The following is a 16,302-nucleotide window of genomic DNA, read 5'->3' on the forward strand; positions in this document are numbered from 1 at the left end:
CTAAGGACGCGGTAACCTAATAGGTAGGGGTTGCCGCTTTTCTTTTATAGTAAAAGGGACATACCATGTTTCAAAATAATCTGTCATAAGGCCGGAGTCATCATCAAGATTGAGAAGGCATACTGAGAATCTCATACGATAGTTTCCTTCTTTGATGAGATTATAGCTAAAGGTATTTAGTATCTTGGTATCCTTTAGATAGAGAGAGTAAGGGTAACTAATGGAATTGGCATCTATGCCACCATTATAGGTTGAAACCCAGTTGCCATTGTCATTATATTCAATATCAAAGACATTACTTACACCAAAAGGATCTTCAGCATAGAGGTATTTAATAGTTAAGGTGTCAGGGTTAGGTTCATATATATTTTTTTCTAAGACAATCTTTCCTTTAATAGGCTGCCTACTAGGTTCTTTGTCTACTAGTTTGAACTCATAGTAGGTTTCATAGGCTTTTTTTGTATCACGATGAAAGAAAGGTTTAACAATGCGATAAGTACCTGCTTCTTGAAGGGGATACCAAGCTAGGTCTAGATTAATAGATTTTCTGCCAGTCTGAGTTTCTTTATAAAATTCACCAAAGCCATTGTTAGCTTGTACAAGAGGTCCCAAGGGCTCTACTACACACCATTCATTATTAATTAATTTTTCTAAGTGACACTGAAAGCCAGAAATATAGTTGTTTTCTGTATCCACTACCATAAAGTCAGCACGTATAAGACCTGTCCCCAAGGGATATTCATCATTAGTACCTTCTAATTCACTATAGCCCACAGCTAGTTTAGAACCATCAGCAAATTCCCCAGTATAGTCGTTAAGGGCTTTCCAAGACTCCTTCTCTGGATCTATATAAGGTGCAGTTTCGTAATAAGTATCATCATTATAGTCTCTTTCACAAGCTGTAGCAAAGAGACAACAAGCTATTAATAAAGAAAATTTTAATAAATGATGCATAGCATACATCCTTTCGAGTGTTATAATAGTTTTATTCAGAAAATTATAAAAATATTATAACATACATAGAACAGCAATACCTATGTAAATATAAAAGAGAAAATAAGCCGAAATAAAGTAAGGTATTAAAGAGGATGGACATATGGCAACTGTTGTAGGGTATGATGTAGATGTTAAGACAATGAAAGTGACGTCAATGCCTTAGAAGGAGTCAATCAAAGATGAAAAGAGGCTGTAACATGGGTGAAGTAGTAAGACGAGGCTATGTACCAAGTGATAGCAAAGAGTTTAATGAAGCAGCACTTCAAATATTAAATAATGCGGGGGAAGATTTATATTACTTGCTAAATAGAAATTATAAGATTAAGGGAGCATCTACTTTAATAGGCAATCACTATATGCTCAGCGAAAGGCAGCGCTTAGCCCTTGTGAGAGCTATATCCTCGCAAGCGGATTTAGAGATAAGAAAGATGAAGGAATGCCAGAGTCCTATAGAAGAAGTGAATATAGATGGCTTTAATACTATTATCACCTTAGAAGTAGCTTTATCAGAATCACTTTTAGTAAAGGGGATGGATGGGACCATTAGAGATTTAGCAGGCTTAAGGGGAACCTATAGGCTTATTGATAAAACTAGGATAGCCATTCAGTATTTATTGGAGACATTGGAGGAGAAAGGGATTAAGAAAGCTCATATTTTCTTAGATGCGCCAGTATCTAATTCGGGGAGACTTAAGCAGCTGATTTTAGAAATGAGTGAGGCATATCCGCTAGAAGTAAGGGTAGAAGTGATTAATGAAGTAGATGCAGTGCTTTCAGGGTTAAAAGGAGTTGTGAGTAGTGATGCTATTATTTTAAATAAGTGTGAAAGCTGGATCAATCTCAATGCGTCTATTATTGAAGAGAAGATACCAAGTAGTTGGTGCATAGACTTTTGTAACTAGAGATAAGGGAAGAATTACTTTCGATATTACAAAAGGTCCTCGTGCCACTCAAGTAGAAAACGTTACAAAAGCATAATCATTAAAAGTGATTAGGATAAAGCTGTTGTGGTAGTGATTGGAAGATTATTACTGCAACAGCTTTTTACATGTTTAGAAATATAGGCATTTATTGCATGAGGCTATATAGCGTGTCATGGTTAGTGTTGCCATGTACTATTAAGTTAGGTATACTATTTTTGTCGTTTAATTATTATTTTTATCATTTAACGATAGAACGATTATACCTAAATATAAATCTTAAATAGATGGAGTAGGGCTTAGGATAATCAAAAGGAGACCAAGATGGAAGAAAAAGTGAAGATAGATATACCCAAATATCAGCAAATTGCAGTAGATCTTGCTTTTAAAATTGTGAAGCAGCAATATAAAGTTGGGGAAAAAATATATGCAAGATCCTCTATAGCGAGTCAGTATGGCGTATCACCAGAAACAGCAAGACGTGCCATTTGTGTTTTAGCTGATTTGGATATTGTAGATAGTACAAAGGGCAGTGGCGTGGTTATCAAATCTTATGAAAATGCAGTACAATTTGTTAAACAGTACCAAGAAGTGCATACCATTAATGATCTCAAAAAAGAAATCATGAACGATATCAATCGTCAAAAAAAAGAGGTTGAAATACTGTATGCTCATCTATCGGAGCTGATTGATAAAACAGATCGTTTTCGTGCAATCAATCCATTTGTACCTTTTGAGCTTGAGATTACAGAAGATACACCTTATCTGAATCAATCAATAGCAGATATTAACTTTTGGCACAACACAAGCGCTACGATTATAGGCATTAAAAGAGGAGATAGACTGCTTATGTCACCTGGGCCCTATGCAACTCTATGTAATGGAGATATATATTATTTTGTAGGGGATGAGGACGCCCTAGAGAAGGTTCGCATATTTTTATATCCTCATAAAATATAATAAAAAGCACACTTTAGTCACTTTGATATGCCCCCTGTCAAGTAGACAGGTTAAATATCTAAAACAAGGTGCAAATAAACGATCACACATTTTTGGGTGGTCGTTTTTTCTATGCACACCATTTTTCTTTGTATTTCACTAATCGTTTATTTTCAGGAATAGGATATTCCGTTGGTTTTTCAGATACTAATGCTTCATTTCTTACTTCATGTGGTGTCTTGCAATCATATCTGTCTTGTGGCCGTTCCTTTGTGTAAAATCTTATATAATCATTTATTGCATATCTTAATGAGGCTTCATCTGTGATTTCATACATCTGATACATTTCAGATTTTATTATTCCCCAGAATCCTTCTGTCGGACCGTTATCAATGCAGTGACCTACTCTAGACATTGACTGTTCCATTTCCTGTTCTTTAAGCTTTCTTTGGAATACTGTACTTGTGTACTGAAAGCCTCTATCGCTATGAAAAATCGGTTTTGCATCAGGGTTAGAATTTATTGCTTTATCAAATGTTTTAAATACTAGCTTATTATCATTTCTGCAACTGATTACGTGTGAAATTGGATATCTGTCATATAAATCAATGATGGCACTCAGATAAAGCTTTTTCTTCTCACCCGGTACTTTAAATTCAGTAACATCAGTAGCCCATTTCTCGTTTGGCTTCGTTGCATTAAAATTTCTACCAAGCTTGTTTTCAGCACTTGTCTCAAGATTAGAAGATTTATATTTCTTCTTTTTCTTTCTGATTACTGAATGGATACCAAGCTTTTTCATGATTCTATGCACACGTTTTTTACTATAGTTGGTTTGATTAAAATGATTAATCCACGAAGTCATTCTGCGATATCCCAAGATATGATTGAAACGTTCATCATATTCTTTAATTAATTGAGTAAGCTTAAGGTTCTCTTCTTCCTGTAGTGGGACCTCACGATGCGACCATTTATAATAAGCTGATCTAGATATTTCAAGCTGCCCACACATCCAACTGATGCTCCAGCTTTTACTTTCATAAAAAAACTTTACTACCATAAATTTTGAATCATAACGCAGTTTTCCAAGTCTCACATCCCTTCGAACTCTTTCACTTTTTTTAATAATTCAGTTAGCATATCCTTTTCTTCAAGCTGACGTTTAAGTCTAAGATTCTCTCGTCTGAGGCGTTCCAATTCATCGACTTCATCATCTGTTTTATGACGACCTCGTTTATCGGACAATGCCTCCTCACCATTTGTATCATATTTCTTAACCCATGAGTAAATCTGACTATAGGATACATCAAATAATGCGGCTGTATCTTTATAATTACGTTTATGATTTATACAGTATTTAACGATTTCTTTACGTTCTTCAATAGTTGTTTTTCTTCTTGCAGTTGCCATATAGACCTCCCTTTTAGGATCATAATCCTTAAGTTCTCTATTGGCATTATACTTTATAATCCAGCGTCTGAGTACCTGTCTTGAAGAGATGTTGTATTTTGCAACGATATCATCAACACTTCCTTCACCAGATAAAACAGCCTTAATACACATGGTTTTATATTCTGCTGTGTAGGTAGAATTACCTTGTTTGATAGTAAAGGCTTCAACACCATAAATTCTATATTTATCAATCCACTGCCTTAATGTTTTACTTCCAATATGATATTTTGTAGCTAAAAAATCATACGAACCATATCCATCAAGATATTCTTGTGAAACCCGAGCCCGAAACTCAGATGTATGGGGTGATTTTGCCATAAAAATACCTCCTAAGTAGATTTTGGTTATTTACCTTGTCTACTTAGGAGGTATCATATCACTTGTGACAAGGTGTGCTTTTTTGTGAATTAAGTAAAGTTTTTTGACAAAAGTAACAACTTCATGTTATCATAAAGTTGTTACTTTGAAAGGGGGATGTAAATGATAAAATTTGAAAATGTAACTAAAAAGTTTAAAGATACAAAAGTGCTTTCTGGTATTTCACTAGAAATTGAAAGAGGACAGCTGGTGGTACTTATCGGAGCCAGTGGTTGCGGGAAGACAACTACGCTTAAGATGATTAATAGGCTTATAAAGCCAACAACGGGGAAAATTTTGATTGATAATAAAGATATTAGTATGGAAGATGTTATTAAGCTAAGAAGAAATATAGGTTATGTCATTCAACAAACAGGCTTATTTCCCCATATGACTATCAAGGAGAATATTGAGATTATACCAAGAGTAGAAAGGAAGGATTCGAAAGAAATCACTCAGAAAACTTATGAGTTAATGGAGATGGTGGGTTTAGAGTGTGAAACCTTTTTACATAGATATCCTACAGAGCTCAGTGGAGGGCAACAACAAAGAGTTGGGGTTGCTAGAGCATTTGCAACAGATCCAGATATTATATTAATGGATGAGCCTTTTTCTGCATTAGACCCTATTACAAGAAATGGCTTGCAAGATGAGCTTGTACAGTTGCAGTCCAAGCTTCGTAAGACAATCGTGTTCGTAACCCATGATATGGATGAGGCTATTAAGATAGCAGATAAGATTTGTATTATGGATAAAGGTAAAATTGTACAGTATGATACACCAGAGAATATCCTTAAAAGTCCAGCAAATGATTTTGTATCTGAGTTTGTAGGCAAAAATAGAATTTGGGCTTCACCTGAGCTTATTAAGGCTCAAGATATCATGCTAGATACACCTGTAACCTGTGATGAAAAGGATACCGTTTTTAGGTGTATAGAGAAGATGAAGTCACGAAAAGTAGATAGCCTCATGGTGATTGATTCAAAGATAAAAACTTTAAAAGGGATTATTAATACTAATCAACTTAGACTTATAAAGGATCAGTCTAGAAGCATTGAGTCCATTGTGAAGACCGACTATTTATCAATAAATTGCGAAGACAACATGATTGATGTTTTAACAATGATAAATGAAAATAATCTTTCAACCGTTCCTGTGATTAATCAAGATAAAAAACTTTGTGGTGTGATTACAAGAAGTAGTTTAGTAACAACACTTAGTAGGCAATACATAGAGGAGGGGGAGTAAGATGAACTTTTTTGAATATATCTCATCGAGTAGTAGTCAAATCATAGAATTACTAGTGGAACATATCAAGCTCACTACTTTATCAGTTGGGTTTGCCATATTAATAGGTGTTCCATTAGGCATATTAATCTGCTATATCAAGAAACTTAATAAACCTATACTAGGTATTGCAAACGTTATACAAGCTATACCCAGTATGGCACTCTTAGGATTTGCAATTCCTTTCTTAGGCATTGGCACATTACCAGCCATAGTGACAGTAGTGCTCTATTCCTTATTACCTATCATAAAAAATACTTATACGGGAATTAATAGTATCCCACCTCAAACCATAGAGTCAGCAAGAGGTATTGGTCTGACAAAACTTCAAATATTATTTAAAGTACAAATCCCATTAGCGCTTCCTGTTATAATGGCAGGCGTAAGAATTTCAGCTGTAACAGCAGTAGGATTAATGACAATGGCAGCCTTTATTGGTGCAGGTGGACTTGGCTATCTTGTATTTTCAGGTATTAGAACGGTCAATAATAATCAGATTTTAGCAGGTGCAATACCAGCGTGCTTACTTGCACTTTTAGTAGACTTCTTAGTAGCAACTGTTGAAAAGCTTGTAACACCCATTAGTTTACAAAAGGTAGATGCGGCCAAGAGTAGACTTTCAAAGTTATATTATAAAGTGATTTGTGTGGTAGTAGCAGCGATGCTTGTAATATTATTTTTATTTAGTACAATAGCAGCACCTAAGAAGGGTAACAAAATCATTACAATTGGCACAAAGGATTTTACTGAACAAATGATCTTAGGACATATGGTAGCTGATTTAATTGAAGATAGGACAGATATTACGGTGGAGCGTAAGATTAATCTAGGTGGAACACAAGTGTGTTTTAGTGCACTAACAAGTAATGCTATTGATATGTATATTGAATATAGTGGAACAGCTTATGGAGATACCCTAGGCAATCCGCCTATTAGTGATATGAAAGAGGTATACGCTACGGTTAAAAGAGATTTTAAAGAGTTATATAATATAGAAGTTTTAAAACAGATGAACTTTAATAATACCTATGCTTTAGCTGTAACAAAGGAGGTTGCTAATGAGTATAACCTTAAAAAGATTAGTGATCTTAGCCAATATAGCGGCCAATTGGTATCAGGAACAACCTTAGAGTTTCTTAATAGAGAAGATGGTATGATGGGATTAACTAAGAGGTATAATCTGAAATTTAAAGAATCCATCGGATTAGATGGCTCTCCTAGATATATAGCTTTGATGAATAAAGAAGTTGATGTGGTTGATGCCTTTTCAACAGATGGCTTATTAAAGAAATTTGACCTAGTTGTACTAGAAGATGATAAAGACTTCTTCCCACCCTATTATGCTATACCTATTGTACGTGATGAGACTATAGAGCGTTATCCAGAGATTGTAGACATTTTGGATGAATTAGGTGGCTACCTTAATAATGAAACAATGATCAATCTGAATTATCAGGTAGATGAATTGCAAATAGAACCAGAGGTAGTTGCAAGACAATTTTTAGTGGACAATAATCTTATTGATTAGATAGAAGAAGTTACAAAAATGCCCTATGTTATCATAGGGCATTTTTGCAAAGCTGCTCGCAAGCACCTTTTATAATAAATCTTAGGGCTGGCTCATAATATGCTTCATCTACTATAGATCTTCTAGGAGCTAAATAAATAATAGAATGTACAACGGAAAGAATGAGGTTAGGGTCTAAGTTAAATTGAATACCGGAGTCTTTAATAATTTGGTTAATTAAAGAGGCTTCTTCATCAAGATGCTGTTTTATAAAACCCGGAGGTAGTTTTCGTATCAGATAATCAAGTTCATGCTCCATAAAATGAAGTAAGTTGGAGGATTCTAGAACCTGACAAGCATAAAATAGAGCTTCTTCTAAACGTTCAGAGGGACTAAGGTCCATTCTCGTTTTTAGGATAGTTATGGCATGGTCATAAATTTCCGTTTCAATTTCATGAATCGCTTCGAAGAAAAGCATTTCTTTGCTTTCGTAGAATTTATAAAAGGCACCTTTGGAAATAGAAGCACCTGCAACCAGTTGATCTACAGTGGTTTTTTTGACTCCATATTTAGTAAGGCATTCTTTAGCACAAGCTTTAAGCTGCTTATGGATAATCTGTATTTCATTTTCTGAAAAAGCTGTGGCCATATGAACTCCTCTTTTCCTAATATAAAATAGTAAAATTTTTTTCTGAATCTTAATATAAATAGTAACACTATATGAAAACAAGTGTCAATAACTGACAATAATATCAGCAGAAAGGCCTGCTTTGAGGTGTTTAGAACCCTCTGTTACTTGAATATGGGCTTCTACAACAGTATCACCATCTTTTAGTGTAGCGCAGCCTGCTATTTGAGAAATAGTGCCAGCAAGTACAGGCTGTGAATCCGTATGTCCAGCTAGAGAAATGGAAACAGGTTGACCTTCTTTGACTAAGCTTAAAGATTCCTCAGGAATATCAGCTAAAATATAAAGAGAATCTTGAGAGAGCAGCTTACCAAGGATGCCATTAGTACTAGATAGGTCACTGCCATTCATAACGGCAATGTCATAAACCACCATATCATTAACAGGGGCAATGATGGTATTTTCTCTTAGATAAGGTTCATCTAGCTTACTTTTCATGTTACTGATGGTTTCTTCAAGAAGTGCTATTTGAACACGAAGCTTTTCAAGACTAGTAGATTTTTCTTGGTCAGTATTACTTATTTGAGATTTAAGGCTCTTAAGCTCATTAGATAAAGTGTTTACTTCTAATGTGCGTGCATCTTTTATTTGCTTTATGGCAGAAGAGGTAGCTTTTATTTTTTGCAGGATAGCCTTATAAGCTTGCTCACTAGCCTCTAATTCCTGCTGAGCAAGAAGCCCATTTGTAAAAAGCTCTTGATTGGTCTCATATAAGCTTTTAGTAGTAGTAGCCTCTTTTTCCAAAAGCTCTAATTCACTTTCGAGAGGAATAATTTCAGGGTCACTGTCTTGTTGGAGATATTTCTTCTTTAAAGCTAGATTTTCGGAAGTAGCATCATACTGGGCCAGCTGAGGGTTTAGGCTTTGCTCTAGATTTTTTAATTGAATTTGTGCTTCCTCTAGTTCTTTTTCCTTAGAACTCATTTGAAGGAGGTAATCAGAGAAATCCAAGGTAAATAGGATATCATCCTTTTGAAGGATGTCACCATTTTTCACATGGACAGCAGTTACCTTAGCCGGAAAATCTAAGGTGATAAGCTGAGAATTATCAGGAGTAACATCTCCATATAGGACAAGTGAAGAAGGGGGAGCAGCTACTTCTACAGAGGTGGGTTCAGCAGTATTGCAACCGGAAAGAAGTAGCAAGCTACTAAGTACTAAAAGAAAAAGTTTATTAAGTTTCATAGTTAAAGCCTCCTATTCTCTATTTTTAAGCGCCTCAGTAAGGCTGATTTGATTAAGATTATTTTTAAGTAGTAGGGTGGTAAAGGCGTAGCTCAGTGTCATCATGACAAAACCTAATACATAAGAAAAAGGATTTAAGCTAGGCAAAATATATTGGTCCATGGACTCAAAGATACTATCAAAGAATAGTTTGGTGAGATTGTAGCTAGCAGGGATAGCAAGTAGATAGCCTATTAATAAGAAGAAGTAATTACCTCTTAGATAAAGAGCGGATACTTCCTTGGGATGATAACCGAATATTTTCACCATAGAGATATTTACCTTACCTTTATCAATCATCATCTTCATTAGCATGTAGATCACCACAATGAGGATGATACTGGCAACTACAATGATAATGCTAGTAAAGGCGGTGATAAGCATAGTGAAATTTTTCATACCATCTACTATTTTCTGCTTATTGGTTTCGCTTAGTACTTTAGTATCCTTTATGTGTAGAGGACTATAAGTCATGAGAGCATTGGAGCTATTTTGATGTAGGTCTAGGATATGGTGATAATTAGGCAGCGATGTATATAAGTATAGACCATAATCATAAGGAGCCAGTCCCTTTACACAGACCTGATAGGTTTTATCACTATCTTGGTCATCATAAAGGGTAAGGGTATCGCCTACTTGAATACCAAATTTGTAATAAACGCTAGGGGAAATCAGTATCTCATGCTGGCCTAAAGTCTGTAACTCAGGCATGTTGAAGAAAGCACTTTGAGGGTTAATGCCTTGCAAAGTAAGGTTTTTGTTTACTCCCTTATAATTGAATTTCACATTGTATAGGGCAGTAAGCTCACCTTGCTGACTGTATTTGTGTAAATCCTTTGGACTATAAAAAGTATAAAGATTGTCATAGGGAATAGAATTGGGGAGTTCATTCATATAATCCACGCAAGAATCCTTCATGTACAACCCTGTAAATAGGATAAACATAGAGAGGGTAGCACCTAAGAATAAGGCCAAGATACTTCCAAACTCTCTCATCATAGCTTTTAGGCGAAAGCGTTTGAAGAAGGAAAAATTCCCAAAGGAGAAAAGCATTTCCACCCGTGACACTTTCATGTTGGAATGACTACCTCTCAGAAGTGAAAGGGGTGTTTGTTGCAGGGCTTTTCTAACATAGATAAAGGTGATATCCAAAGTAAGAGTAATAGGTACGATAATGCCTATTACCACCAAATACCAAGGGGTAACAAGGATCACATGAGGAACTGTATACTGACTTGATTGAAGGATAAGTAAAGGGCCAGATATAACAAGGCCTAGTAAATAACCAATAACAGCACCTATTACAACCAAGAGGGTAGGAAGCATTAAATAGTAGCTTAAAAGTTCTCTGGCATTGATGCCTTGAGCATAGAGAATACCAATGATTTGACTTTCACTTTGGATGGTATTACGTATGGAAATAGAAATAATAAAACCAATAATACAAAGCAGTAAGACACCCATAATCAGCGAGATAAGGCTAGGTGCACTGGCATCATTATAAACAGTAGTCATACGGCTATTATCTTTGCGTTCCAGAAAAGAAACTAAAGAAAGATTTTTTTGAAGGTAAATTTTAAATGATGTCGTATCTTTGGCGGTAGTTTGATAACTGTATAAAGTTGCTTCTGCATTCTTTTGTTTGACGCGTTCATAGCCATCAGGCGCTAAGTAAGCTATGCCAAAACTATTTGCCATCCCCATAAAGTCCCCGGGATTTTTTAAGGTATAGACATAATCGGGAGATATACCATAGCCACTGATTCTAAAGGAGGCACCTGATAAGGTAATAGAGTCACCTATTTGATACCCTAAGGCTTCAGCAAATTTAGAGTCTAGGAGAATTTCCTCTGAAGAAGAAGGAAAGATACCATCTAATAGTGCCACTTGATTAATAGAACGGTCCATAGAAAAGACCCGAAGAATAGGTTCATTAGGAAGGGTTTTTAGCTTGATATCTGTCAATAAGACCTCTTCTAAGGTAAGCTGAAAGCGGTTTTCTAAGGTGCGTATTTGTTTAGCTGAGAGTGGACTTTCTAAGGTGAATTCTCCATCTTCAGCATGGTAGTCCATATAGAACTTATCTACTGCCAGGATATAGCTGGTAGATGAACGATTAAAGCCTATAATGACCATGCTACTTAATATAATAAGTAAAATAAAGCTTAGATTTTTGATTTTATTTGCTTTAAAATCGCGTAGCATTCTTTTAAAATTCAAGGCTAGTACCTCCTTACCAGTCAATTTCCGCTATGGTTTTTCTCGTTTGATTCAGTTCATTACTTAAAATCTTCCCATCCTTGATACGAATGGTTCGATGAGACATAGCCTGAAAGGCGTCATTATGGGTAATCATCAAGATAGTTGTATGATAATTACGATTGATTTCTTCAAAAAGTGCTAAAACCTCTTTGGAGGTTTTGTAATCAAGGGCACCAGTTGGTTCATCACATAAGAGCAGCTTTGGATTCTTCACTAAAGCTCTAGCAATAGCCACACGTTGCTGCTGACCACCAGAAAGCTGAGAAGGAAATTTGTGTGTTTGTTCAGTAAGACCTACTTTAGTAAGTAATTCATCTATGTCTAGAGGCTCTTTTCCCAAGTGAGAGCAGATTTCTACGTTTTCTCTCACTGTTAGATTGGGAATAAGATTGTAAAACTGAAAGACAAATCCTACAGTATCCCTGCGGTAAAGGCCAAGCGCCTTAGGTGAGAGTGTAGAAATTTCCTTACCTTCTACTTTGAGACTTCCAGAGGTGGCGGATTCTAGTCCACCTACAATATTCATTAAAGTAGACTTGCCAGAACCAGAAGGCCCTAAGATAACAGCTATTTCACCTTGGTGAATATGAAAAGAGACATGATCCATTGCGTTAAAGCTACCGGCTCCGGTTTCATAGGTTTTCACTAAATCAGTTACTTCTAAAAACATAAAAGCCCTCCTTGCTGTATGACTAAAAATATAATTATAGTCATATGGTATGACTTTGGTGGCAGAATGTCAATATTAATTTAAAAATTTTAAATAAAAATTAAAATGGCAATTGACTCTTACACTGTGGTATACTTTATACTCAAATTGAGCTCAAAAACACATATATGTGAGGTAAAAATAAATGTTAAAAATAGGGGAGTTTTCAAAGTTATCAAGGATTAGTATTCGTATGCTTAGGCACTATGATGAGATAGGACTTTTGATGCCTGAGATGATAGATGATTTCACAGGCTATCGTTATTATAGTGAGGCGCAGCTGCCCGTAGTGAATCGTATTACAGCGCTGAAAGATATGGGCTTTAGTCTAGCTATGATTGCTGAGATATTAGAAAGCTACACAGATCAAGAAGCACTTAAAAAGTATCTCATCATTAAACAGCGTGAAGTGTGTGAGAAGCAGGAAGAAGTGGGTAGAATGCTAAGACTCCTTGAAACGACTATCAACCGATTAGGAAAGGATGAAGCAGTTATGAAATATAATGTGACTTTAAAAGAGTTACCAAAACGAACAGTAGCAAGTGTAAGGCAAGTGATTCCATCTTATAAGGCAGAAGGTATGCTTTGGGGAATCCTGATGGAGGAATGTGGACCTCTTAATTTGCAAGCAGATGATCCTTGTTATACCCTTGCCATCTTCCATGATGCTGAGCATAAGGAAAGTAATGTAGATGTAGAGATACAAAAATCAGTAAAAGGAACTTACCCTAATACTGAACATGTCATCTTTAAAACAGTAGAGCCTATTTTAATGGCATCAGCCACCTATAAAGGAAGCTATGACCAAATAAATGAAGTCAATGAAGCCGTAGCTAATTGGGTGAGAGATAATGACTATGCCTTTGATGGTGTATCATTTTGTATTTATCATGTAAGCCCATATGAAACACAAAATCCAGATGAATTAGTAACAGAAGTGTGTTATCCAGTTAGAAAAAAATAAATAATATTCAGCTAGTTAGATAGGTATGAGAGAAAGCGGCAACCAAGTATATGTGATACAAGGTGCCGCTTTTTTGTTAAAAACCCCTTGCTTATTTAGTATTTATGGTGAACTATTTTAAAAAACAATATTAATCTTTGATTTAAGATTGTTTTAAGGTTTCCGAAATATAATTCTATTGCATCAATAATACACTTAAATGAAGGGGACATATATGAAGAAAATAGCAACTAAGATTATGAGTCTATCGTTACTTAATACCGTGGTGATTGCAGTGATTAATGTAGGTGTTTCTATCTATATGAATAATAATAGGAATAACACTATGGATATGATGACATCAAATTCACCAGGACAAGCTGGAGAAAATATAGGACAGGGAATGAAAAAATTAACTTCTTTGATGCCAACTCCTATTTTAATAGGTCTAATCGTATCTCTAATCATAGGAGCTGTGGTAGCGTACATATTAGGCCGCTCCATTGCTAAACCTATTACGCAAATTACCGAGGTGTCTAAGCAAATGGTACAGCTTGATTTAACTAAACAAGATATTTTAGAAGCGCTTGCAAAGCGCCAAGATGAAAATGGCATCTTAGCTAAAGCATTGGGAAATACTACTGAGGCCTTTAAAAATATTATTCAAAAACTACAACATACAGCAGGAGTCCTCAATACCCAGGCTCATGATATAGGAGAAAGGGCACAGGAAAATGCTACGACTATTACACAAATGTCTGCTGCCATTAATGAGGTAGCATCAGGAAATAGCACTCAAGCTCAGATTATTCAAGATATCAATCAAACCCTTCTAGAGGTGGCAGCCTTGATTGATCAAGTCACAAAAGAAACCTCAAGTTCAGCAGAGGGTGCAGGTCAATCCTTAAAGATTATAGAAGAAGGAGAAATGGCTGTTAAGAAGCAAGAAGATAAGATGAAAGAACATGTAGCTTTATCAGGTGAACTAAATGAGTCCATGGAAGCATTAAAAAATATGATAGAAGAAGTAGCAAGCACCATGGAGGTTATTACAGCTATTGCTAATCAAACCAATTTACTTGCACTAAATGCTGCTATTGAAGCAGCTAGAGCAGGAGAAGCAGGAAAAGGCTTTGCAGTGGTAGCAGCAGAGATTAGAAGTCTTGCAGAAGAGTCAGAAAAAGCTTCGAAAAATATTATTAAAGTGATAGAAAAGACAACGCATAAGGCTAGTCAGGTGGAGTATAGTCAATAGTTTGGACACGATTTGTAACGAAAAAATTTGTTGAGATCAATAATTATGCGTGCTGATCCCAGTATTCTGCTTCTAACTCATTTGGCGTTTTATATCCAATCGCACCGTGGGGAAGACGATTGTTATATAGATTTTCAATGTACTCGAAAATATCTAGTCGAAGTTCCTCTAGGGTATGATAGCTTCTGCGATTGGTGCGATTCTTTTTGAGATATTTGAAAAAACTTTCACAACAAGCATTATCGAAAGGGTATCCTTTTTTAGAAAATGACTGCACAACATTATAGGAATCTAAGAGATTTCTAAATGCAAAAGCAGTATACTCAGCTCCCTGGTCAGAGTGAAATATGAGTCCATACTGAACATGACGGCTTTTATAAGCCTTATTAAAAGCTGACATTGTTAAGGTGACATCGTGGTTGCTAGCTATGTGCCAACCAATGATTTTTCTAGAAAACAAGTCCATGACAATGCAAAGATAATACCATTTACCATTAACTTTTATGTAAGTGAAATCACTAGCCCAGACAAGATTTGGAGCCTTTTGGTTAAATTCCTGATGGAGGTGATTATCGCATTCTCCCTGATTGTGATGTTTTACTCTACAAGGTTTATCTGTAGACATTTTAGGAAGAGACATTGATTGCATCAGTCGGTACACTCGTCCCACGCTGATGTTTATACCATAATCACGACTGAGGATATATGTAATTTTATAAGCACCAAGACATTTATCATAGTCAGAATAAATCTGAAGAATGACACGTTTGATATTTAGATTCTCTTTTACTCTTGGAGCAGGTTCGGAGTTGAAGTGCTTATAGTAAGTGCTGCGATTTACGTTAAGTACGCGGCAAAGGGTTTTAATATCATGCTGAAAACGTAGTTTATAAACAGCATCTAGTCGCTCAGAGAGTGTGGCGTGAATATGGCAATCGCTTTTTTTAATATGAGGTTCTCTTCCTCAAGTTGAGCCATTCTTTTTTGCATTTCTTTAATTTGTTTAGCAGTTAGGACTTTGCCATCATCGGTTTCAACAGTAGAATATTGTTTAATCCATTTAGCGAGAGAAGTCTGTGAAATATCATATTCTTGGCAGAGAGAAGTCTGAGTTTTGCCATTATGATAAAGTGCAACGATTGATTTTTTAAAATCTTCATCATAACGAGTTTGTTTAGTTGCCATGTGGGCACCTCCTTTTGTGTCTACTTTAATATAATCACTAATATCAAATCGTGTCTACTTATTTAATATAGATCCACAGGTAGTAGAAAACATAGGCTTATCTCATGCACTTGTGAAAGAGCAAGAGGATTGTGTAATGATTACAGATAGAGCCTTTAGCGATATCAAAGCTTGTTATGAGGACATGGTCTTAGGCCTTAAAAAAACAGCTAATGGGATGCAAAAGGTGAATGAAAATTCTCAAAGTATTTCTAATCGTACACGTAATATGGCAAAGGTAGCTGAAGAGTCTGCAGCAAGCATGCAAGAAGTAGCAGCGGCAGGACAAGACCAACTCAAAGGCATAGAAAAAATGGAGAGATCTTCAAAACAACTAGCAGCAATTGCAGAGCAATTAGATAGTGCTATAGGAGAATTCAAAATTGCTTAATGCACTTCAAAGAAGCACTCTGGAAAGAAAAGTTTTCTTTCGGAGTGCTTTATTTAATTATAAAATAATAAATAATTAGAAAATTAGTGCAAATTTGATGCTCTTGTAATAAAATGGGTTTATAGTAGTTATATAACCTATATGAGGA

General features: G+C 35.7%; 15 protein-coding genes. 7 read left to right on the forward strand and 8 right to left on the reverse strand.

Annotation, left to right across the window (positions count from 1 at the left end):
• Entirely contained in the window at nt 1-954 is a 954-nt protein-coding gene (locus CLOLE_RS01150) for a hypothetical protein (RefSeq protein ID WP_013655240.1), read from the reverse strand.
• Nucleotides 955-1,175: 221 nt separating this feature from the next.
• Here CLOLE_RS01150 and CLOLE_RS01155 point away from each other — a divergent pair, with 221 nt between their 5' ends.
• Together CLOLE_RS01155 and CLOLE_RS01160 are read left to right on the forward strand one after the other, a co-directional pair.
• Nucleotides 1,176-1,898, forward strand: a complete 723-nt coding sequence (locus CLOLE_RS01155; protein ID WP_013655241.1) for a DUF434 domain-containing protein — start codon at nt 1,176-1,178, stop codon at nt 1,896-1,898.
• Nucleotides 1,899-2,240: 342 nt separating this feature from the next.
• A complete protein-coding gene (locus CLOLE_RS01160; RefSeq protein WP_013655242.1) occupies nt 2,241-2,876 on the forward strand; it encodes a TrkA C-terminal domain-containing protein in 636 nt (211 codons plus the stop codon).
• A gap of 109 nt (nt 2,877-2,985) precedes the next feature.
• Here the strand turns inward: CLOLE_RS01160 and CLOLE_RS01165 are convergent, their stop codons facing one another.
• Nucleotides 2,986-3,951 (reverse strand): IS3 family transposase, encoded by a 966-nt coding sequence (locus CLOLE_RS01165; protein WP_041712846.1) that lies wholly within the window; start codon nt 3,949-3,951, stop codon nt 2,986-2,988.
• Nucleotides 3,948-4,625, reverse strand: coding sequence for a helix-turn-helix domain-containing protein (locus CLOLE_RS01170; protein WP_013655244.1), 678 nt, complete (start codon nt 4,623-4,625; stop codon nt 3,948-3,950). The genes CLOLE_RS01165 and CLOLE_RS01170 overlap by 4 nt, the downstream gene beginning before the upstream one ends.
• Before the next feature lie 162 nt (nt 4,626-4,787).
• Here CLOLE_RS01170 and CLOLE_RS01175 point away from each other — a divergent pair, with 162 nt between their 5' ends.
• Both CLOLE_RS01175 and CLOLE_RS01180 read left to right on the forward strand, forming a co-directional pair.
• Nucleotides 4,788-5,912, forward strand: a complete 1,125-nt coding sequence (locus tag CLOLE_RS01175; protein ID WP_013655245.1) for an ABC transporter ATP-binding protein — start codon at nt 4,788-4,790, stop codon at nt 5,910-5,912.
• A 1-nt stretch (nt 5,913) separates the two neighbouring features.
• Nucleotides 5,914-7,479 carry an ABC transporter permease/substrate-binding protein gene (locus tag CLOLE_RS01180; RefSeq protein WP_013655246.1) on the forward strand — a complete coding sequence of 522 codons (1,566 nt, stop codon included), beginning with the start codon at nt 5,914-5,916 and terminating at the stop codon, nt 7,477-7,479.
• A gap of 31 nt (nt 7,480-7,510) precedes the next feature.
• Here CLOLE_RS01180 and CLOLE_RS01185 read toward each other — a convergent pair whose 3' ends face one another.
• The 4 genes from CLOLE_RS01185 to CLOLE_RS01200 all read right to left on the reverse strand — a co-directional run bounded on the left by CLOLE_RS01185 (nt 7,511) and on the right by CLOLE_RS01200 (nt 12,302).
• Nucleotides 7,511-8,107, reverse strand: coding sequence for a TetR/AcrR family transcriptional regulator (locus CLOLE_RS01185; protein WP_013655247.1), 597 nt, complete (start codon nt 8,105-8,107; stop codon nt 7,511-7,513).
• A gap of 84 nt (nt 8,108-8,191) precedes the next feature.
• On the reverse strand, nt 8,192-9,331 hold the full coding sequence (locus CLOLE_RS01190) for an HlyD family secretion protein (RefSeq protein ID WP_013655248.1): 1,140 nt from the start codon (nt 9,329-9,331) through the stop codon (nt 8,192-8,194).
• Between the two features lie 12 nt (nt 9,332-9,343).
• Nucleotides 9,344-11,590, reverse strand: coding sequence for an FtsX-like permease family protein (locus CLOLE_RS01195; protein WP_013655249.1), 2,247 nt, complete (start codon nt 11,588-11,590; stop codon nt 9,344-9,346).
• Between the two features lie 13 nt (nt 11,591-11,603).
• The gene (locus CLOLE_RS01200) at nt 11,604-12,302 is read right to left on the reverse strand and encodes an ABC transporter ATP-binding protein (protein ID WP_013655250.1); all 699 of its coding nucleotides are present in this window, start codon (nt 12,300-12,302) and stop codon (nt 11,604-11,606) included.
• A 184-nt stretch (nt 12,303-12,486) separates the two neighbouring features.
• On the opposite strand from CLOLE_RS01200, the gene CLOLE_RS01205 reads away from it, so the two are divergent.
• Both CLOLE_RS01205 and CLOLE_RS01210 read left to right on the forward strand, forming a co-directional pair.
• Nucleotides 12,487-13,305, forward strand: coding sequence for a MerR family transcriptional regulator (locus CLOLE_RS01205; RefSeq protein ID WP_013655251.1), 819 nt, complete (start codon nt 12,487-12,489; stop codon nt 13,303-13,305).
• Nucleotides 13,306-13,519: 214 nt separating this feature from the next.
• Complete coding sequence (locus CLOLE_RS01210; RefSeq protein WP_050794655.1) at nt 13,520-14,539, forward strand: methyl-accepting chemotaxis protein; 1,020 nt, start codon at nt 13,520-13,522, stop codon at nt 14,537-14,539.
• Between the two features lie 43 nt (nt 14,540-14,582).
• Here CLOLE_RS01210 and CLOLE_RS22310 read toward each other — a convergent pair.
• Nucleotides 14,583-15,724, reverse strand: a protein-coding gene (locus CLOLE_RS22310) for an IS3 family transposase (protein ID WP_242825749.1) whose coding sequence is annotated in 2 segments (ribosomal slippage) — nt 14,583-15,475 and nt 15,475-15,724 — 1,143 coding nt in all. Because the reading frame shifts where the segments join, the coding sequence is not laid out codon by codon here.
• A 112-nt stretch (nt 15,725-15,836) separates the two neighbouring features.
• Between CLOLE_RS22310 and CLOLE_RS01225 the strand changes: the two genes are divergently transcribed.
• Nucleotides 15,837-16,154, forward strand: a complete 318-nt coding sequence (locus CLOLE_RS01225) for a methyl-accepting chemotaxis protein (protein WP_162145054.1) — start codon at nt 15,837-15,839, stop codon at nt 16,152-16,154.
• Nucleotides 16,155-16,302 lie beyond the last annotated feature (148 nt).

The sequence above is a fragment of the Cellulosilyticum lentocellum DSM 5427 genome (assembly GCF_000178835.2).
Lineage (GTDB): Bacteria > Bacillota > Clostridia > Lachnospirales > Cellulosilyticaceae > Cellulosilyticum > Cellulosilyticum lentocellum.